At 75.5% G+C, this 17765-nt stretch carries 20 protein-coding genes; 11 read left to right on the forward strand and 9 right to left on the reverse strand.

Annotated features, from left to right (window positions below; translation table 11 throughout):
* Positions 1 to 158: 158 nt before the first annotated feature.
* Genes RM590_RS14355 through RM590_RS14375 form a run of 5 tightly spaced genes read left to right on the forward strand, consistent with a single transcriptional unit; the run spans position 159 to position 4023 of the window.
* Positions 159 to 305 carry a keywimysin-related RiPP gene (locus RM590_RS14355; RefSeq protein ID WP_311704918.1) on the forward strand — a complete coding sequence of 49 codons (147 nt, stop codon included), beginning with the start codon at positions 159 to 161 and terminating at the stop codon, positions 303 to 305.
* A gap of 11 nt (positions 306 to 316) precedes the next feature.
* A complete protein-coding gene (locus RM590_RS14360) occupies positions 317 to 2170 on the forward strand; it encodes an asparagine synthase-related protein (protein ID WP_311704919.1) in 1854 nt (617 codons plus the stop codon).
* Positions 2167 to 2424 (forward strand): lasso peptide biosynthesis PqqD family chaperone, encoded by a 258-nt coding sequence (locus RM590_RS14365; RefSeq protein ID WP_311704920.1) that lies wholly within the window; start codon positions 2167 to 2169, stop codon positions 2422 to 2424. Before RM590_RS14360 ends, RM590_RS14365 begins: the two co-directional genes overlap by 4 nt.
* A 46-nt stretch (positions 2425 to 2470) precedes the next feature.
* Positions 2471 to 2896 (forward strand): lasso peptide biosynthesis B2 protein, encoded by a 426-nt coding sequence (locus tag RM590_RS14370; RefSeq protein WP_311705085.1) that lies wholly within the window; start codon positions 2471 to 2473, stop codon positions 2894 to 2896.
* Between the two features lie 41 nt (positions 2897 to 2937).
* Positions 2938 to 4023 carry a LacI family DNA-binding transcriptional regulator gene (locus RM590_RS14375; RefSeq protein WP_311704921.1) on the forward strand — a complete coding sequence of 362 codons (1086 nt, stop codon included), beginning with the start codon at positions 2938 to 2940 and terminating at the stop codon, positions 4021 to 4023.
* Between the two features lie 44 nt (positions 4024 to 4067).
* Here the strand turns inward: RM590_RS14375 and RM590_RS14380 are convergent, their stop codons facing one another.
* A complete protein-coding gene (locus RM590_RS14380) occupies positions 4068 to 4283 on the reverse strand; it encodes a hypothetical protein (RefSeq protein ID WP_311704922.1) in 216 nt (71 codons plus the stop codon).
* 176 nt (positions 4284 to 4459) lie between these two features.
* The gene (locus tag RM590_RS14385) at positions 4460 to 5299 is read right to left on the reverse strand and encodes an alpha/beta fold hydrolase (RefSeq protein WP_311704923.1); all 840 of its coding nucleotides are present in this window, start codon (positions 5297 to 5299) and stop codon (positions 4460 to 4462) included.
* A gap of 162 nt (positions 5300 to 5461) precedes the next feature.
* Between RM590_RS14385 and RM590_RS14390 the strand changes: the two genes are divergently transcribed.
* Positions 5462 to 5953, forward strand: coding sequence for a class I SAM-dependent methyltransferase (locus RM590_RS14390; protein ID WP_311704924.1), 492 nt, complete (start codon positions 5462 to 5464; stop codon positions 5951 to 5953).
* Entirely contained in the window at positions 5950 to 6330 is a 381-nt protein-coding gene (locus RM590_RS14395) for a hypothetical protein (protein ID WP_311704925.1), read from the forward strand. The genes RM590_RS14390 and RM590_RS14395 overlap by 4 nt, the downstream gene beginning before the upstream one ends.
* 180 nt (positions 6331 to 6510) lie before the next feature.
* Here RM590_RS14395 and RM590_RS14400 read toward each other — a convergent pair whose 3' ends face one another.
* From RM590_RS14400 to RM590_RS14410, 3 genes are all read right to left on the reverse strand, one after another.
* A complete protein-coding gene (locus RM590_RS14400; protein WP_311704926.1) occupies positions 6511 to 7365 on the reverse strand; it encodes an amidohydrolase family protein in 855 nt (284 codons plus the stop codon).
* A complete protein-coding gene (locus RM590_RS14405) occupies positions 7362 to 8324 on the reverse strand; it encodes an aldo/keto reductase (protein WP_311704927.1) in 963 nt (320 codons plus the stop codon). The genes RM590_RS14400 and RM590_RS14405 overlap by 4 nt, the downstream gene beginning before the upstream one ends.
* A 133-nt stretch (positions 8325 to 8457) precedes the next feature.
* The gene (locus tag RM590_RS14410; RefSeq protein WP_311704928.1) at positions 8458 to 9141 is read right to left on the reverse strand and encodes a FadR/GntR family transcriptional regulator; all 684 of its coding nucleotides are present in this window, start codon (positions 9139 to 9141) and stop codon (positions 8458 to 8460) included.
* A gap of 168 nt (positions 9142 to 9309) precedes the next feature.
* Here RM590_RS14410 and RM590_RS14415 point away from each other — a divergent pair, with 168 nt between their 5' ends.
* Entirely contained in the window at positions 9310 to 10611 is a 1302-nt protein-coding gene (locus tag RM590_RS14415) for an enolase C-terminal domain-like protein (protein ID WP_311704929.1), read from the forward strand.
* Positions 10608 to 11363 carry an SDR family NAD(P)-dependent oxidoreductase gene (locus RM590_RS14420; protein ID WP_311704930.1) on the forward strand — a complete coding sequence of 252 codons (756 nt, stop codon included), beginning with the start codon at positions 10608 to 10610 and terminating at the stop codon, positions 11361 to 11363. Before RM590_RS14415 ends, RM590_RS14420 begins: the two co-directional genes overlap by 4 nt.
* A 66-nt stretch (positions 11364 to 11429) precedes the next feature.
* Here RM590_RS14420 and RM590_RS14425 read toward each other — a convergent pair whose 3' ends face one another.
* The 3 genes from RM590_RS14425 to RM590_RS14435 are packed head-to-tail and all read right to left on the reverse strand — an operon-like array spanning position 11430 to position 13810.
* Entirely contained in the window at positions 11430 to 12035 is a 606-nt protein-coding gene (locus RM590_RS14425) for a bifunctional 4-hydroxy-2-oxoglutarate aldolase/2-dehydro-3-deoxy-phosphogluconate aldolase (RefSeq protein WP_311704931.1), read from the reverse strand.
* Positions 12032 to 12823: an IclR family transcriptional regulator gene (locus RM590_RS14430; protein ID WP_311704932.1), complete on the reverse strand. Its 792-nt coding sequence runs from the start codon at positions 12821 to 12823 to the stop codon at positions 12032 to 12034. The genes RM590_RS14425 and RM590_RS14430 overlap by 4 nt, the downstream gene beginning before the upstream one ends.
* Before the next feature lie 3 nt (positions 12824 to 12826).
* Positions 12827 to 13810, reverse strand: a complete 984-nt coding sequence (locus RM590_RS14435) for a sugar kinase (RefSeq protein WP_311704933.1) — start codon at positions 13808 to 13810, stop codon at positions 12827 to 12829.
* A gap of 215 nt (positions 13811 to 14025) precedes the next feature.
* Between RM590_RS14435 and RM590_RS14440 the strand changes: the two genes are divergently transcribed.
* Positions 14026 to 15852, forward strand: coding sequence for a serine/threonine-protein kinase (locus tag RM590_RS14440; RefSeq protein ID WP_311704934.1), 1827 nt, complete (start codon positions 14026 to 14028; stop codon positions 15850 to 15852).
* Between the two features lie 24 nt (positions 15853 to 15876).
* Positions 15877 to 16374: a hypothetical protein gene (locus RM590_RS14445; RefSeq protein ID WP_311704935.1), complete on the forward strand. Its 498-nt coding sequence runs from the start codon at positions 15877 to 15879 to the stop codon at positions 16372 to 16374.
* A gap of 57 nt (positions 16375 to 16431) precedes the next feature.
* On the opposite strand, the gene RM590_RS14450 is transcribed toward RM590_RS14445, so the two are convergent.
* Positions 16432 to 17553 (reverse strand): aminoglycoside phosphotransferase family protein, encoded by a 1122-nt coding sequence (locus RM590_RS14450; protein ID WP_311704936.1) that lies wholly within the window; start codon positions 17551 to 17553, stop codon positions 16432 to 16434.
* Positions 17554 to 17765: the final 212 nt, after the last annotated feature.

Raw genomic sequence — 17765 nt, forward strand, 5'->3', positions numbered from 1 at the left:
CGCAACGTTGGGCACGGTGCTTTCCTATTGTCGGCCTAGGCGCCGAACGCCCCTTGTGCCCCCTTCCGGGCGCGGTCCGCCGCTGCTCAGACTTGTGCCTCGGCGGCCCGGCGAGGCACCGGGCCGCGGACGGCTGACAGACGAAAGAGGACACGGCCATGGCAGAGAACGAGACCACGACCGAACCGCAGACGTACGAGGCCCCGGCGCTGGTGGAGCTCGGCGCGTTCGCCGAGGTGACCGCCGGCACCAGCGGCAATTCCTTCGAATTCCTCGGCCTCCAGACCGGCACCACCCCGGCCTGACGAGGCCCCTGATGACCGACGAGGCGTGGTTCGTCGTGCTCCCCGACGCCGCCGGGGGCCCGGCCGTGGCCCGAGCCCTGGAGGCCGGATGCGTCCGGGTCCTCACTCACGCCTCGGGCCGGCCGTGGGTGGTGGGGCGCTGGCCCGGCAGCGCCCTGACCGCCGCCGCGGCCGGCCGCACCCGGCTGGCGCTGCTCGGCCAGGGCGCGCCGGGCGCCGAGGCGCTGCGGCGGGCCCTGGCGGGCGTGCGCGACCCGGGCGACCTGGACGCCCTGGCCGCCGGCCTGCCCGGCAGCGTCCATCTGCTCGCCTCGTTCGACGGCCTGGTCCGGGCGCAGGGCACCGTCTCCGGGGTGCGGGCCGTCTTCCACACCACCGTGCACGGCATGGCCGTGGCGGGCGACCGGCCCGCGACGCTCGCCGCGCTCGTCGGCGCGGGCGTGGACGACGAGGCGCTGGCGCTGCGCCTGCTGCCCGGCCTGTCCTCGCCCCTGCGTGAACGGCCCGTGTGGCGCGGCGTGTTCCAGGTCCCCGAGGACTCCTGGCTGTCGCTCGGCCCGGCCGGCGCCGCCCGCGTCACGCGCTGGTGGCGGCCACCGGCCGTGGCGCTGACCCGGGAGCAGGGCGCCCCCGGCGTGCGGGCCGCCCTCACCGAGGCGGTGCGCGCCCGCGTCGGGCGGCTCCCCGACGGCCGCCTCGCCAGCTCCGATCTCTCCGGCGGCACCGACTCGGGCACGATCACCTGCCTGGCCGCCGCCGCGCGCCCCGCCCCCCTGCTCACCGTGCGCGCCCCCCAGCGCGACCCGGGCGGGGAGGACGCGGCGTTCGCCCGGCGGCTGTCCGGCCGGCTCCCCGGCGCCGAGCACCTGCTGCTGGACGACCGGCGCGCGCCCGCCATGTTCGGTGACCTGGCGGACCCGGCCGGCCTCGTCCTGGCGGACGAGCCGCCGATCTGGGTGCGCAGCGGGGCCTGGTTCCGTCACCTCATGCGGGCGGTGGCCGGCCGCGGCTCGGTGCTGCACCTCACCGGCCACGGCGGCGACCAGCTTTTCGCCCCCCACCCCGCCTATCTGCACACCCTGCTGCGCTCCCACCCCCTGACCGCCCTGCGGCACGCCCGCGGCCGCCGCGCCCTGGGCCGCTGGTCCGCGCTCGCCACCTGCCGCGCCCTGGCCGACTCCCGCTCGTTCCCCGCCCATCTCGCCCATCTCGCCCGGCACTTGACCGACCCCCCGCCCGCCCCGCGCCACCCCGGCCTGGGCTGGACGCCTCCGCTGCGCATGCCCGGCTGGGCCACCCCCGACGCGCTGGCCACCGTCCGGGCCCGGCTGCGCGGCGCCGCCGACGAGGAAACGGCGCCGCTGGGCCCGGACCGCGCGACGCACGGCGCCCTGGACGGCGTGCGGTACGGCGGCGCCGAGGTCCGGTACGCGGCCGGGCTCGCCCTCGCGCACGGCGTCGAGCTCGCCGCGCCCTTCCTGGACGACCGGGTCATCGAGGCCGCCCTCGCCGTCTCCCCGCACCACCTCGGCGCGCCCGACCGCTACAAGCCGCTGCTCGCCGAGGCCATGCGCGGCCTGGTCCCGGAGGACCTGCTGGGCCGCACGACCAAGGGCGACTACGGCGAGGACGCCTGGACCGGGCTGCGCCGCCACCGGTCCGCGCTGGCCGGGCTGTTCGACGGCTCGGAGCTGGCGCGCCGCGGCCTGGTCGACGACGTCGCGGTGCGCGCCGCGCTGCGCGCCGACCACCCCACCATCGCGCCGCTCATCCTCCTGGAACGCACCCTCGCCTGCGAGATGTGGCTGCGCGCCCTGCCGGGCCCGCGGCCCACGCCCGCAGCCGTCACGGAAGGAGCGCTGTGACCTTCGCCCTGCGACCGCATGTGACCCTCACCTCCACCGACCGCGGCACCGTGCTGTTCGACCTGCGCCACGGTCGTTACTTCCAGCTCAACGCCAGCGGCGCGCTGATCGTGCGCAGCCTCCTCGGCGGAGCCACCCCGCGCCGCGCGGCCGAACTGCTCAGCGAGCGCTACGGCGTGCCCGCCGACCGCACCGCCGCCGATGTCTCGGCGCTGCTCGCGACCCTCGCCGAGAAGAAGCTGGCCACCACATGAGCGGCCCACGCGGTGACCGAGAAGCGCACCGGGAGGCACCGTGAGCATGGTCAACGCGCTGGACCGGGGCCGGCCGCTGCCCGCGCGCCGACGGCTGGCCGCCCGGCTGGCCGTCGCCGCGGCCCGGGTGCTGGCCGCCCTGCCACCGCGCCGCATCCACACCGTCCTCATCCTGATCCGCACCGGCGCCACGCCCGCCACCCCCGCGCAGGCCCGGGCGGCGCGCGAGGCCGTCGTCACGGTCAGCGTCCGCTGCGCCGGCCAGGGCTGTCTCCAACGATCCCTGGCCACCGCGCTGTTGTGCCGTCTCGGCGGCACCTGGCCGACCTGGCGCACCGGCGTGCGCATGGGCCCCTTCCGCGCCCACGCCTGGGTCGAGGCCGACGGCATCCCCATCGGCGAGCGGGAGCCGGCCGGCTACTTCACGCCCACCCTGACCGTTCCCCCGCGCTCCCGCCGGGCCGCTCGCTGATGCCCCCCGGGGGCCGGGCACCGCTGGCTACACTGACGCCCGTGACTGCGCAGAGCGATGAGGCGGGACGGGTGGTGCGGGGGCGGGCCACGCTGAAGGACGTCGCGCACCGTGCCGGGGTGTCGGTGCCGACCGTCTCGCGCGTCATCGCGGGCAACTACCCGGTGGCCACCGCCACGCGCAGACGCGTCGAGAAGGCCCTGCGGGAGCTCGACTACGTGGCCAACACCCATGCCAGGGCGCTGCGCGGGCACGGGGCGCGCACGGTCGCGTTCGTGCTGAACGATGTGCGCGGCCCCTCGTTCGCACAGGTCGCCCACGGGATCGAGGAGGAGGCGTCGCGCCGGGGCCGGCTGTGCCTGGTGTGCGTCAGCGGCGGCGATCCGGGCCGGGAGCTCGACGCCGTGCACGCGATGCGCCAGCAGGGCGCGGAGGCCGTGATCCTCATCGGCGGGGTGAAGGACGACGAGCCGTACCGGCGGCAGATGTCGGCCATCGCCCAGTCGCTGGACCAGTCCGGCTCGCGCCTGGTGCTGTGCGGCCGCCCGTCGCTGGGGGAGTCCGTGCCCGCCACCGTGGTCCAGTACGACAACGAGGAGGGCGCGTACGCCATAACGGGCCGACTCCTGGCGGCCGGACACCGCCGGGTGCTCCTCTTCGGCGGCGACGCTGCCCTCACCACGACCGCCCAGCGCATCGCCGGATACCGCCGGGCGCTGAAGGACTTCGGCGCCGCGTTCGACGACTCGCTGATCGAGAAGGCCGCCTTCGACCGCGGCAAGGCGTATGTGGCCATGCGTGAACGGCTGGGCCGGGCCCGGGACTTCACCGCGGTGTTCGCGCTCACCGACGCGGTCGCCGCGGGCGCGCTCCGCGCGCTCACCGAGGCCGGCCTCGCCGTGCCGGAGGATGTCTCGCTGGTCGGCTTCGACGATGTGCCGCCCGCCGAGGACCTGCGGCCCCGGCTCACCACGGTGCACGTGCCGTACGAGGAGATGGGCCGGGCGGCGGTGCGGCTTGCGCTGGACCGCCGCGAGGGCACCACGACCGGCGCGGAGCAGCGCATCGTCCTGGGCACCCATGTCGTCGTCCGGGACTCGGTCGCCCGGCCACCGACCGTCGGCTGAACGACCGGCCGTTCAGCCGACGGCGGGATCTTCCGGGACGAGGGTCAGTCGAACGTCCAGGTGGCGCTGCCGAGGACCGCGGCGTGCTCCAGCACGTCCTCCAGCGGGTCGTCGATCTGCCCCGTGTTGACGAGCCCGACGCGCGGCCCGATGTTCGTGGTGCCCGAGTAGTGCTCGTCGGCCTCGGCCGTCCCGGCGCCGAGTGCCGCCGCGCCCAGCGCGGCCGCCGTCAGGATCGGCCAGCGTGCCCACTTCCCCATGCCGTGCACCTTCCGTCTTCCTGCTTCGCTCGCGGACCGAGCCGTTCGGTCCGTTAATCCGCCGGGGAGATAAAAGGTTTCGGTTTCCTTGGTTCGTATGACTGTGCGTCAGGTGATGATGCGATGGGCTTTCGCATGTCGCCCGCTCGGCCGAATGCCCCCCGCGGGGCCGCCCGTCATCCGAGGAACGCCGCGATGGCCGCCACGAACCGGTCGGCGTCGTCCAGCCACGGGAAGTGCCCGGCCCCGGGCTGCACGACGAGCCGGGCGTGGGGGAACAGCCCGGCCAGCTCGGTCATCGCGGGAGGCGGCGAGTTGAGGTCGAACTCCCCGGCGAGCACGAGCACCGGCGACGCGAACCGGGCGAGCGCCGCCCGGGTGGTGTCCGGGTCGAAGGCGCCCTCGGCGCCGAAGACGGCCGCGGCCTCGTCGTTCTTCCGCCCCTCCTCCGCGGCCCGGTGGGCCCGGGCCGCCTTGTCCCAGCGGCCGTAGAAGAACGGTGCGATGGCCTGCCAGGACTCGTCCGTCGCCCGCCCGGCGACGACCGCCTCCAGGGCCGCGAACGCCGCCGGGAACCACGGCTCGTCCCGGCGGAGCAGCGCCGTCTCGCGCCGGGTCTCTCCCGGCACCGTGATGCCGACGGCCATGACGCTCGGCGTGATCAGCGCGAGCCTGCCGACGCGTTCCGGGTGGCGCTCCGCATAGCGCGCGGCCACGTTCGCGCCGGCGGAGTGCGCGAGTACATCCATCCGGTCCAGGCCGAGTTGTTCGCGCAGTGCCTCCACGTCGTCGACGAGCCGGTCGCAGCGGTAGGAGGCCGGGTCCGCCGCCGGCGCCGACCTGCCGGTCCCGCGGGCGTCCGGCAGGATGAGCCGTCGGTGCGCGGACAGGCCGCCGAGGTCGCCGAGGTACGAGGTGTCCTCCATCGGCCCGCCGGGCAGACAGACCAGCGGAGGGCCGTCCCCGGAGACGGTGTAGGCGAGCGTGGTGCCGTCGTGCGCGGCGAAGGTGGGCATGGCCCCGACCCTGGCAGCGGCGTCCGGGCCGGGGCAACCCGGTTTCCCGTGGGCCGGTCGTGCCGGCCGGCGCCGCACCGGAGCGGGGCGCATCTCCGACTGAATAGAGACGAATTGGTTATTTTGTGCCGTGTTGTCGGACCCCCTGGATAACGTACGCGCGTGACTTCCGACGCGCAGCACAGTCAGACGGCCCTCGCCGCGGCCGCCGCCCGTGCGGCCCATCTCCTCGTCGACGGCCGCCCGTTCCTCTTCGTGGACGACCTGGCGGAGGCCCTGCTCGGCGAGGACGCGGCCGAACACCTCGCCCAGCACCGCAAGCACGGCGGCCACCCGGTCCTGTGGCAGGCCCGCGCGCAGGTCGCCTGCCGCAGCCGCTACGCCGAGGACCGCCTCGGGGCCGCCGTCGCCCGGGGAGTGGAGCAGTACGTGATACTCGGCGCCGGGCTCGACACGTTCGCCCACCGCTCCCCACTGGCCCGCCGCCTCCGGGTGTTCGAGGTGGACCGGCCGGCGACCCTGCGCTGGAAGCGGCGGCTGCTGGAGCGGGCCGGCATCGCCGTCCCCGACGGCGTGACCCCGGTGCCGGCGGAGCTGGCGACGGCCGGGCGCTGCGCGCGGCCAGCTTCGACCCCGGCCGGCCCACGTTCGTGAGCTGGCTCGGCGCCACCGTGTATCTCGACCGGGCGGCCATCGTCCGCACCCTGGCCGAGGTGAGCCGGCTGGCCCCCGGCGCCGAGCTGGTGCTCGACCACCTGCTGCCCGCGCGGCTGCGCGACCCGGCCGGGCGGGCGCACGCCGACCTGGTGGGGCCGCTGGCCGCCGGGGCGGGGGAGCCGTGGCTGACGTTCCTCGGCCCGGGCGCCATGTCGGCGCTGCTGCGCCGCGGCGGCTTCCGGACCCTGGAGCACGCCACCCAGTTCGACGCGGTCGACCCTGCCCTGTGGCAGGACCGCGTCGACCCGCTGCGGCCGGTGACGCTCGCCGCGTTCATCCGGGCGCGCGCCCTGCCCCGGGCGGCGGACCAGTGAGCCGCCGGGCGCGGCTCACTCCGGCCTAGGGCCTGTCTGATAATTCGCGTCGGATCAGCGCACGTCGTCTGGTGCCGTGCATCGCAAGGCGGAGTATCGCAGCTCGTACTTGGCCGTACTCGCGCGATGCGACAACGGAGCGAGGTGCGGTGCCAGGCGGCGGGCGCCCGGCGGGAATTGTCAGACAGGCCCTAGCCCGTAGACCCGGGCCGCGGTGGCGCCGAACACCGCCGTCCGCTCGTCCGGGCTCAGTCCGGCCGTGAGCTCCACCGCCGCCTCGACGACCTCGGCGTAGTCCGCGGCGGCCAAGCACACCGGCCAGTCCGAGCCGAACATGAGCCGGTCCGGGCCGAACGCCTCCAGCACGGTCTCGGCATACGGCCGCAGATCCCGCACCGTCCAGTGGTCGGGGTCCGCCTCGGTGACCATGCCGGACAGCTTGCACACCACATTGGGCTCGGCCGCCAGCCGCCGGACCAGCCCGGCCCAGGGCTCCCGTTCGCCCGTCGCTATCGGCGGCTTCGCCAGATGGTCCAGAACGAACGTCAGCCCGGGCAGCGCGCGGACGGTCTCGATCGCGGCGGGCAGTTGGCCGGGCAGCACGAGCAGGTCGTAGACCAGCCCCGCGTCGGCCACCGCGGCCAGCCCGGCCCGCACGTCCGGCCGGCACAGCCAGCGGGGATCCGCCTCGCCCTGCACCAGATGCCGCACCCCGGCCAGGAGTTCGCCGCCGGGCCCGGCGCGCAGGCCGGCCAGTTGCCCGGCCACGGCGGCGCCGCGCGTCAGGTCCGCCCAGCCGACGACGCCGGCCACCAGCTCGCTCCGGTCGGCCAGCGCCAGGAAGTCCGCCGTTTCTTCGGCATCCGCCAGCACCTGCACCAGCACCGTCCGCGTGACGCCCGCCGCGGCGGCCGGGCCGGCCAGCTCGGCCGGCGTGAACGTGCGGTGCAGCGGCCCCAGTCGGGGCCCGGTGAGCCAGGGCTGCGGCCGGCGGGCCAGGTCCCAGACGTGATGGTGCGCGTCCACGCGGCTCATGCGGTGGCCTCCCAGGTGTCGAGCTCCGCCCACAGCGCCTCGGGCACCTCCAGCGACGCGGCCGCGGCGTTCGCCTCGACCTCCGCGGCGCTGCGCGCCCCGACGATCACCCCGGTCACCGCCGGGTGCCGCAGCGGGAATTGCAGCGCGGCGGCGGCCAGCGGGACGCCGTGCGCCGCGCACAGTTCGGCCAGCTCCCGCGCCCGCCGCAGCACCTCGGGGGAGGCCGGCGCGTAGTCGAACGCGGCACCCGGCCGCGGATCGGCCAGCACGCCGCTGTTGAACACCCCGCCGACCAGCACCCCCACGCCCCGCTCGGCGCAGCGCGGCAGCAGCTCCCGCCCCGCCTCGCGGTCCAGCAGCGAGTAACGGCCCGCCACCAGCACGCAGTCGATGTCGGTCTCGGCGACGAACCGGCCGAGCATGGCGCACTGGTTCATGCCCACGCCGATCGCCCGGATCGCGCCCTCCGCGCGCAGCCGCGCCAGCGCGGGATACGCCTCCCGGACGGCGGACTCCCAGTGGTCGTCGGGGTCGTGGATCAGCACCAGGTCGAACGCGTCGAGCCCGGACCGTTCCAGGCTGTCGGCCAGCGAACGGCGCACGCCCGCCTCGCTGTAGTCCCACACCCGGACCCGGGCCGGCGCGCCGTGGAACCCGTCGGTGCCGTCCACCGCCGGGCCCGGCCGCAGCAGCCGGCCGACCTTGGTGGACACGACGGCCTCGGCGCGCGGCCGGCCGGCGAGGAAGGCGCCCAGCCGCTCCTCCGCCAGCCCGGCGCCGTAGTGCGGGGCGGTGTCGAAGTAACGGATCCCGGCGTCCCAGGCGGCGGCCAGCGCATCGGCCGCCTGCTCGTCGTCCACGGCCGAGAACAGGCCGCCCAGCGGGCCGGTGCCGAAGCCGAGGCGGCCCACCCGCAGGCCGGAGCCGCCCAGTTCGGCGGTGTCCGGGGCGTTCACGCCCGGCTCCGCGCGGCGTGGGGGCGGCCGGGGACCGCGGGGCGCCGGGCGCCCGGGGGTTCCGCTCGAAGGGGTCGAAGGAAACGCATGGCTCTCCCGATGGGTGAAGAGGGGCGGGGCGGACGGGCCGGGGTCACTCCGGCCGGAGGTGGTCGCGCAGCCAGCTCTCCGTGCCGCTGACGTGCACCAGGGCGGCGGCCTGCGCCAGGGGCGCGTCCCGGTCGCACAGCGCCGCGTAGATCGTCTCGTGCTCGGCGACGGTGCGGCCGGCCGCGTCCTGGTCGACCAGGCCGCGCCAGACGCGCACCCGCAGCGTGTCGCTGGAGATGCCCTCCAGCAGCGAGACCAGCGTCTCGTTGCCGGTGGCGGCCAGCACGGCGCGGTGGAACGCGGCGTCGTGCTCGGTCAGCAGCTCGGCGTTGTCGCGCGCCGCGCGCATCGCGTCCAGCCGGCGCCGCACCTCGGCGAGCTGCTCCGCCGTGATCCGCGTGGCGGCAAGCCCGGTGGCGACCGGCTCGAACAACCGCCGCACCTCGGTCAGTTGCAACAAGGTCTCGCCCCGCAGCATCTCCACCGCCGCGCCGAGCCCGGCCAGCAGGAGCCGCGGCTCCAGGCTCGTCACATAGGTGCCGTCGCCCCGCCGGATCTCCAGCACCCGGGCGACGACCAGCGCCTTGACGGCCTCCCGCATCAGATTCCGCGACAGCCCCAGCTCGGCCGCCAGTTGCTGCTCGGGCGGCAGCTTGGCCCCCGGCGGCAGGTCCCCGGACTGGATCAGCTCCCTGATGCGGGCGATGGCCTTGTCTGTCAGTGACATTGCGGATAGACCTCGTCGGTGGAGTGCGGCAGGGGGACCCTAACAGAGAGATCCCATGTCTCGGGAGGAAAATCCCCGATTCCGTGGGCGCTATGGACGAATTGGCGGCCGGGAACTATACATTCATCCCATGTCCAAGCGAGATGTGTCCTCCTCCGGGCGGCTGCCGTGGCCGAGCTGATCAGTTCCGTGGACGTGGTCGACGTCCGTTTCCCGACCTCGCGCGAGCTCGACGGCTCCGACGCGATGAACCCCGAGCCCGACTACTCGGCCACCTATGTGACCGTCCGCACCTCGGACGGCGCCGAGGGGTTCGGCCTGGCGTTCACCATCGGCCGGGGCAACGAGATCGAGGCGGCGGCCGTCGAGGCGCTGGCGCCGCTGGTGACCGGGCTGCCGGTCAACGACGTGCTGGCCGACCTCGGCGCGTTCTCCCGGCGGCTGACCGGCGAGGGGCAACTGCGCTGGCTCGGCCCGCACAAGGGCGTGATTCACATGGCGGCGGGCGCCGTGGTCAACGCGGTCTGGGACCTGTACGCGCGCCGCGAGGGCAAGCCCGTGTGGGAGCTGCTGTCCGGGATGTCCCCCGAACAGCTCGTCGCGCTGGTCGACTTCCGCTATCTGCGGGACGCGCTGACCCCCGAGGAGGCGCTGGACATCCTGACCGCCGCCGAGCCGGGCCGCGCCGAGCGCCGCGCGCGCCTGCTGGCGGACGGCTACCCCGCCTACACCACCACGCCCGGCTGGCTCGGCTACACCGACGACAAGCTGGTGCGGCTGTCCCGGGAGGCCGTGGCCGAGGGGTTCACCCAGATCAAGCTGAAGGTCGGCACCGACCCGGAGGCCGACCTGCGCCGCGTGCGGCTGGCCCGGGAGGCCGTGGGCCCCGGCGTGCGGATCGCCGTCGACGCCAACCAGGCGTGGGGCGTGGAGCAGGCCATCGAATGGCTGGCGCCGCTCGCGCCGTTCGAGCCCTACTGGATCGAGGAGCCGACCTCGCCCGACGACATCCTCGGGCACGCGGCGATCCGCCGCGCCGTGGCGCCCGTCAAGGTGGCCACCGGCGAACACTGCCACAACCAGGTGATGTTCAAGCAGCTCCTCCAGGCCGGCGCCATCGACATCCTCCAGCTCGACGCCGCACGCGTGGCCGGCGTCACCGAGAACGTGGCGATCCTGCTGCTGGCCGCGAAGTTCGGGGTGCCGGTCTGCCCGCACGCCGGCGGCGTCGGGCTGTGCGAGATGGTGCAGCACCTGGCGATGTTCGACTACGTCGCGGTCAGCGGCAGCACGGAGGACCGCGTCATCGAGTATGTCGACCACCTGCACGGGCACTTCACCGACCCCGTCACGCTGCGCGCCGGCCGTTACCTCGCCCCCCGCGCCCCCGGGCTGAGTGCCGAGATGCACCCCGCGTCCATCGCCCGGTACCGCTACCCCGACGGACCCGCCTGGAGCGAGGAGTCATGACGACCGCACCCGAATTCGCCGGCCTGGCCGCCCTTGTCACCGGCGGCGCCTCGGGAATCGGCCTGGCCACCGCCACGCTCCTCGCCGAACGCGGCGCCCGCGTCGCCTGCCTCGACCTCAACCCCGGCGTTCCCGCCCCGCTCACCGGCATCCGCGCGGATGTCGCCGACGACGACAGCGTCCGCGCCGCCGTCGAGGAGGCCGCGGAGACCCTGGGCGGCCTGGACATCGTGGTCAACAACGCGGGCATCGGCGCCCAGGGCCGCATCGAGGACAACCCCGACGAGGAATGGCGTCGCGTCTTCGAGGTGAACGTCTTCGGCATGGTCCGCGTGACCCGCGCCGCCCTGCCCCATCTGCGCCGCTCCGCGCACGCCGCGATCGTCAACACCTGCTCGATCGCCGCCACCGCCGGACTGCCCAACCGCGCCCTGTACTCCGCGACCAAGGGCGCCGTGCTGTCCCTGACTCGGGCCGCGGCCGCCGACCTCGTCGGGGAGGGGATCCGGGTGAACTGCGTCAACCCGGGCACCGCCGACACCCCCTGGATCGGCCGCCTGCTCGCCGCCGCCCCCGACCCCGCCGCCGAACGCGCCGCGCTGGAGGCGCGCCAGCCCACCGGCCGCCTCGTCGCCCCCGAGGAGGTCGCGGCGGCCATCGCCCACCTGGCCAGTCCTCTGTCGGGCGCCACCACCGGCACCGACCTCGCGGTCGACGGCGGCATGCACGGCCTGCGGCTCCGCCCGCGCTGACCCGGCGCCGTCCCGTTCCGTCCCGTTCCGTCCGGCGTCTCGCCGAGACGGGACGGGGCCGGGAAGCTAGGCCGTGCCCCCCATCAGCCCGGCCAGCAGCGGCAGTTGGTCCGGGTCGGCGAGTGCCGAGCCCACCGCGACGCCGCGGCAGCCCGCCGCCAGGAACGCGCCCGCGTTGCGCGCGTCCAGCCCGCCCGTCGCCACGAACTCCACATCCGGGAACGGGCCGCGCTGGGCCCGGATCCAGTCCGCCCCCAACTGCGCGGCCGGGAACGCCTTCAGCCAGTGCAGCCCCAGCGCCCGCGCCCGGCTGATCTCCGTCGCGGTGGCCACCCCCGGCAGATGCGGCAGCTCCCGGTCCGCGCAGGCCGCGGCGACCTCGGGCAGCAGACCCGGCGCGACGGTGAACGCGGCGCCCGCCAGCGCCACTTCGCGCACCTGCTCCACCGAGGTGACCGTGCCCGCGCCGACGACCTTGCCCCGCTCCCGGGCCGCGGCGACGGCCGCCGTCAGCGAGGGCACCGCCGACGGATCCTGCACCGGGACCTCGACCAGGTCGATGCCCAGCTCCCAGGCCCGATGGCACATCTCCACCGTGCGCCCGGGGTCGTACCCGCGGAAGATGCCCATCACGGGGCCGGCCGCGAAGGCCCGTTCGAAGAAGTCGGTCATGGCGTTCCTCCTGTGTGCGCCGCCCCGTCCGTCTCGGGCGGGACATCTCCGCCCCACCCCAGCTCCCGCGAGATCCGCCCGGCCGCCGCCCGCAGTTCGGGCAGCGCCTCGCGCAGCCGCGGCAGCGGTGTCACCGCCGCCAGCGACGTCACCGACAGCCCCGCCCGCACCCGCCCGCCGGCGTCGCGCACGGGCAGCGCCACGCAGGCGACGCCCGGCTCGCCCTCCGCGTCGTCCTCGGCCCAGCCCCGCCCGGCCACCAGCGCCAGCTCCCGGCGCAGCGCCTCCGGCGTGGTGAGGGTCGCGGGGGTGGCCGGCCGGTAGGTGACCTTCGCCAGCAGCCGCTCCCGCAGCGGCGGTTCGAGATGCGCCAGGATCACCTTGGCGACCGCCGCCGTGTGCAGCACCGCGGGCCGGCCGACGCGTGACCGCAGCCGGGCCGGTCCCGCGCCGTCCACCTTGTCCACGTAGACGATCTCGCCGTCCAGCAGCGCCGCCAGGTGCACGGTGTGCTCCACGCGCTCGGAGAGCCCGGCCAGATGGGGACGCGCCACGTCGCGGATGTCCAATTGGTCGAGCACCTGCCGCGCCAGCGCGATCACGCGCAGCCCCACCGCGTACCTGCCGTCGGGCCGCTTGCGGGCGAACCCGTCGGCCTCCAGCGTCCGCAGCAGCCGCAGCGCCGTCGACTTGTGCACGCCCAGCCGGTCCGCCGTCTCGCCCAGCGAGCGGGGCCGTTCCGCGATGAAGCCGACGATCTCCAGCGCCCGGCCCACGGTCTGCGACACCGCTCAGCCCTCCCCGGCCCGGGCCGGGCCCGCCGCCCACTGCTGTGGCGGGACGCCGATCCGCCGCCGGATCTCTTCCTCGTCCGGCAGCGGCGCGTGGTCGCCGGTGCTGCCCAGCGCGGCGCCCGCCACCAGGTGGCCCAGCCGCAGCCGGGCCGCGTGCCCGAGCCCGCGCAGCAGCCCGCTGAGCCAGCCGGCCGCGAACGCGTCGCCCGCGCCCACCGGTTCGACGATGTCCACCGGCGGCGCCGGCTCGCGCGCCACGGTCTCCCCGTCGAAGGAGGTGGCCTCCGTGCCGCCGTCCTTGACCACCAGGCACACCGGGGCGCCGATCAGCTCGCGCACCTCCTCCGCCGTGGCCACCGGCCACAGCCGCGCCGCCTCGTCGAGGCCGACGAACACCACGTCCGCCGCCCGCGCCAGGCGCAGCAGCTCGGGCCCGGCCGGGCCATCCCACAGCGCGGGACGGTGGTTGACGTCGAAGCTGACCACGGCGCCGGACACGGGCCGTTCCAGCAGCAGGTGCTCGACCAGCCGGCGGCAGCCGTCGGACAGCGCCGGGGTGATGCCGCTCAGATGCACCACCCGGGGCCGCGCCGCCACCACCGACGCGGCCGTCTCCGGCCCCATCGCGGCGGCGGCCGAGCCCGCCCGGTAGTAGTACACCGAACTCCCGGACGGCGCGGGGTCCTTGAAGTACACCCCGGTCGGGCGGCGTTCGTCGCGGCCCACCAGGGAGACATCCACCCCGGCGGCGGCCACCTCGCCGACCACCAGCTCGCCCAGCGGGTCCGCGCCCACCCGGCCGCACCACGCCGCCCGGTGCCCGAGCCGAGCGAGGTTGACGGCGACGTTCGACTCGGCGCCCGCCGACCGCAGGGTCATCGCCGAGCGGCCGTCGAGGCGGCCCCCGGGCTCCGGCGTTACCTGGGCCATCGTCTCGCCGAGGCAGACCGCGTCGATGGGCGTTGCATATATCGCAACCATGGCGCGCATGGTAGCGAATGGCTTACGGAGGAGCGGAACGGGCATCGCCATTCCGTGGTGAACTTCATCGCCGCGCCCGCTCGCGATCGAATGCGCATACGACGGTGGAAAGTTCCTCTTTCCCGCCGATTGGCATAAGTACGTCCCCGGCAGGAAGCCATACTGGGGACGGTGGGGGCGCGACAGGCACGGATGACGGGGGCGAGAGACGGGCGATGGCGGAACACGCTCTGATCCACGGCCGCTACCAACTGCTCGAACTGATCGGGCGCGGTGGGATGGGCGAGGTGTGGCGTGCCCGTGACGAGGCGCTGGACCGGCGGGTCGCGGTGAAGTGCCTCAAGCCGCTGGGCACGCGGCAGGAGGAGTCGTTCCTCCGAGTGCTGCGCGAACGGTTCCGCCGCGAGGCGCGGGTGGCCGCCGGACTCCAGCACCGGGGGGTCACCGTCGTGCACGACTTCGGCGAATCCGACGGCGTGCTCTATCTGGTGATGGAGCTGCTCGACGGCCGCAATCTCAGCGAGCTGCTCAGCGCGCGCAGACCCGAGCCGCTCCCCGTGGCCGAGGTGGCGGACGTCGCCGACCAGGTCGCCGCCGCCCTCGCCTACACCCACGAACAGGGCATCGTGCACCGGGACCTGAAGCCCGCCAACGTGATGCGGCTCGCCGACGGCACCGTCAAGATCTGCGACTTCGGCATCGCCCGGCTCGCCCACGACATCGGCCTCAGCGCCAAGCTGACCAGCGCCGGCATGGCCGTCGGCACCCCGCACTACATGTCGCCCGAGCAGATCGCCGGGCTCACCGTGGACCACCGCAGCGACCTCTACTCGTTCGGCTGCGTCCTGTACGAAATCGCCACCGGCGCCCCGCCGTTCGACCTCGGCGACCCCTGGGCCATCCTCCTCGGGCACCGCGACACGCCCCCCGAGCCGCCGCGCGTCCGCCGGCCCGAACTGCCCGAGGAAATGGAGGCGTTCATCCTCGCCCTGCTGGCCAAGGACCCCGAGGACCGCCCCCGGGACCCCGCCGCGTTCGCCCGGGAGATGGTCGCGGCCTGGCGCCGGGACACCACCGCCCTGCGGATGCCGGCGCCCCGGCCGCCCGAGCGGCTGCCGGAGTGGACCCGCGGCATGCGCGCGGGCTCCCGCGCCAGCGGCTCCTGGTCGCTGCGGCTGCCGCCGCCCGACCGGTCCGCCGGCCTCACCGGCCAGTGGACGACGGGCCTGGCCCCCGCGACCCTGGTCCGGCCCCCGGCCGAGCGCCGCGGCCCGGCCCCCGAGTACCTGGCGGTGCTGGCCAGCCGCCACCGCGCCGGCCTGAGCCTGGGCCGGCTCGGCCGCTGGGAGGAGGCGTGCGACGTGCACCGCGCGGTCGCCGCGGAACGGGAGCGCGCCCTCGGCGAGGACCATCCGGACACCCTGGACAGCCGGTACGAGACGGCCTACGCGTTGGGCCGCCTCGGCCGCTGGGAGGAGGCGCTGGAGGGCCACCGGCGGGTGGCCGAGGCGCGCGCCGGAGTCCTCGGCGCCGACCACCCCGCGACGCTCGACGCCCGCTACGAGACCGGCATCAGCCTCGGCCGGCTCGGCCGCCCCGCCGAGGCGCTGCGGCTGTACACGGAGCTGGCCGAGGCCAGGACCCGCGCCCAGGGCCCCACCCACCCCGAGACGCTGCGCGCCCGGCACGGCCGGGGCATCAGCCTCGGCCGGCTCGGCCGCTGGGAGGAGGCGCTGGCGGAGGCCCGGCAGGTGTGGGGCATCCGCGGCCAGGTCCTGGGTCCCGACCACCCCGACACCCTGGTCAGCCACCGCGAGATCGCCGTCGCGCTGGGCTGGCTGGGCCGCTGGGACGCCGCGCTGGCGGAGTACCGGCAGGTCAGGCAGGCGCGGGAGCGGGTGCTCGGCCCGGGCCACCCGGATGCGCTGACCAGCCGCAACGACGAGGCCCACTGCCTGGAGCAACTGGGCCGTTCCGGCGAGGCCGTCGAGCTCTACCGCCAGGTGGCCACTCTGCGGGAGCGTGAGGGGACCGAGGGCTGAACGCGCCCCACGTACCATTGCGGCATGTCGTTTCTCCGCCGCCGCAACGCCGCTTCCCCCGCCGGGCCCGACTTCGACGTGCTGGCCATGGACCCGGGCGACTGGCCGGGCGTGCTGGGCGCCGGGCTGCTGCCGGCGCCCGACGGGAGCTGCCAGGGAGTCGTGCTGCGCTACGACCTGTTCGGCGGCCGGGGCCCGGCGATGGTCATCGGGAACCTGCCGGAGGGCTCGCCCGCCCGCGACGTGGCCGACGGAGAGGTGCCCTTCGAGGTCCACCAACTGCTGCTGGCGCTGGAGATGGACGAGGAGGTGCGGGCGACCGGCTCGGAGGAGGTCCCGGTGATGCACGACGGGAATCTCCTCATCGTGCGCCGGATCACCTGTACCGAAGGCCGGATCGCCTGCGTTCAGTTCGACCGCAGCGACGGCGTGCTGGTCACCATCGCGAGCTGGGACCGGCCCATCACCGACGAGCTGTACCAGCTTCTGAAGCCGCTGCCCGCCGAGATGTTCCAGCGCTGACGCGGGTGGCGGCGGGCCTGCCCGGGGTCGTCCGCACGGCCCCCGCCCGCCGCCCGGTCACCTGGTGCCCACCGCCGCGCGCACCGCGCGGCGGGTCAGCGCCCAGTCGTCGTGCAGCCGGCGCAGCAGCCGGCGGCGTTCCTCGCCGTAGGACAGCCGCCCGGCGCCCCCGTCCTCCCCGGTGGGGGGCGGGACGGACTCGGGGCGGCGCATCGCCTGCTGCACCGCGTCCTCGCACAGCCGGATCTCCCGGGTCAGCACGAGCATGAGGTTCACCAGGAACGCGTCCCGCTCCAGCGGTCCCGCGGCCTGGGCGGTCTGGCTGACCTGCCGCCGCGTCGCGGGCGCGTCCCGCAGCGAGGTCCACAGCGTCGCCAGGTCATAGCCCGGCAGATACCAGCCGGCCGCCTCCCAGCCGGTCAGCACCGGGCCGGTCGGCGACAGCAGGACATCGGCCAGCAGCGTTCCGCCGTGGTTCACCTGCCGGGGCAGCTCCTGCCGCCCGCGGGCGCGCAGCCCGTGCAGCAGCACCTGGAGATCGCTGACATCCCGGTCGGTGAGCAGCCCCAGCGCGTGGTAACGAGCCACCCGCGCCGGGTAGTTGATCGCCTCGGGCAGCTCCTCGGCCGGTGGCCGCCAGCAGTTGAGCCGGTGCACCGCGTGCAGCGTCGCCCGCAGATCGGCGGCGGACGGCGGGATCGCGGGATACCGTGGCCCGGCCGCCGGGCGGCCGGGGATGAACTCCGTGATGAGTACGAGGCCGTAGGGGTCGTCCGCGATCAGCCGCGGCACGCGCACCGGCGGCCGGTGCCGCAGGAAACAGCGGTGCGCCGCTATCTCCTGCTTGAAGAGGGCGGCCGAGGACCCCGAGGGGTCCAGCAGGCACTTGGCCACCACCGCGCGCCGGCCGGTCATCCCGACGAGCGCCACGCGGTGCGCGTCGTCGCGCAGGACCTGCACCGGGCCGAACTCCGGACAGATCTCGTGCACGGCGGACAGCGCGGCGCGCAGCCGTTCCCCTCGCGCGCCCGAGAGGTCCAGCCGGGCCGCTGCCGTGGGCGGCGGGCCGCTCCGGCGGGGCCGGCGGGCCCGCTCGTCCGCGCCGCCGGGCGTGCCGCCGGGCTGGCCACCCAGCCGCGGACGCTGCCGGGTGATCACGGGGGAGGGTGCTGAATACATGGGTGGGCATGGTCCCTTCGTGTGCCGGAAGGTTCACGGCGCCCCCCGGACCGGACGGCCCGTACACCCTGGGGAAGTGCCGGGGGCACCGGACCGGGGTGGCGCGGTGTCTACACCACCGCCTTTCACGGGTGGCACACCATGTGGCGAGGCATGGCGAACCATGGCGAATCGTCATACGGGCGTTGCGTGGCGGTTACTGTCAACTCAGC

The organism is Streptomyces litchfieldiae (assembly GCF_031845365.1).
GTDB classification, from domain to species: Bacteria; Actinomycetota; Actinomycetes; order Streptomycetales; family Streptomycetaceae; genus Streptomyces; species Streptomyces litchfieldiae.

Bases quoted from the DNA above. Each gene is read 5' to 3' on its own strand.
- RM590_RS14360 (WP_311704919.1), top strand. From the start codon at position 317: ATGACCGACGAGGCGTGGTTCGTCGTGCTCCCCGACGCCGCCGGGGGC.
- RM590_RS14370 (WP_311705085.1), top strand. From the start codon at position 2,471: ATGGTCAACGCGCTGGACCGGGGCCGGCCGCTGCCCGCGCGCCGACGG.
- RM590_RS14410 (WP_311704928.1), bottom strand. From the start codon at position 9,141: ATGTCACTGACAGACAAGGCCATCGCCCGCATCAGGGAGCTGATCCAG.
- RM590_RS14435 (WP_311704933.1), bottom strand. From the start codon at position 13,810: ATGGTTGCGATATATGCAACGCCCATCGACGCGGTCTGCCTCGGCGAG.
- RM590_RS14445 (WP_311704935.1), top strand. From the start codon at position 15,877: ATGTCGTTTCTCCGCCGCCGCAACGCCGCTTCCCCCGCCGGGCCCGAC.
- RM590_RS14355 (WP_311704918.1), top strand. From the start codon at position 159: ATGGCAGAGAACGAGACCACGACCGAACCGCAGACGTACGAGGCCCCG.
- RM590_RS14420 (WP_311704930.1), top strand. From the start codon at position 10,608: ATGACGACCGCACCCGAATTCGCCGGCCTGGCCGCCCTTGTCACCGGC.
- RM590_RS14400 (WP_311704926.1), bottom strand. From the start codon at position 7,365: ATGAGCCGCGTGGACGCGCACCATCACGTCTGGGACCTGGCCCGCCGG.
- RM590_RS14425 (WP_311704931.1), bottom strand. From the start codon at position 12,035: ATGACCGACTTCTTCGAACGGGCCTTCGCGGCCGGCCCCGTGATGGGC.
- RM590_RS14450 (WP_311704936.1), bottom strand. From the start codon at position 17,553: ATGTATTCAGCACCCTCCCCCGTGATCACCCGGCAGCGTCCGCGGCTG.
- RM590_RS14440 (WP_311704934.1), top strand. From the start codon at position 14,026: ATGGCGGAACACGCTCTGATCCACGGCCGCTACCAACTGCTCGAACTG.
- RM590_RS14385 (WP_311704923.1), bottom strand. From the start codon at position 5,299: ATGCCCACCTTCGCCGCGCACGACGGCACCACGCTCGCCTACACCGTC.
- RM590_RS14380 (WP_311704922.1), bottom strand. From the start codon at position 4,283: ATGGGGAAGTGGGCACGCTGGCCGATCCTGACGGCGGCCGCGCTGGGC.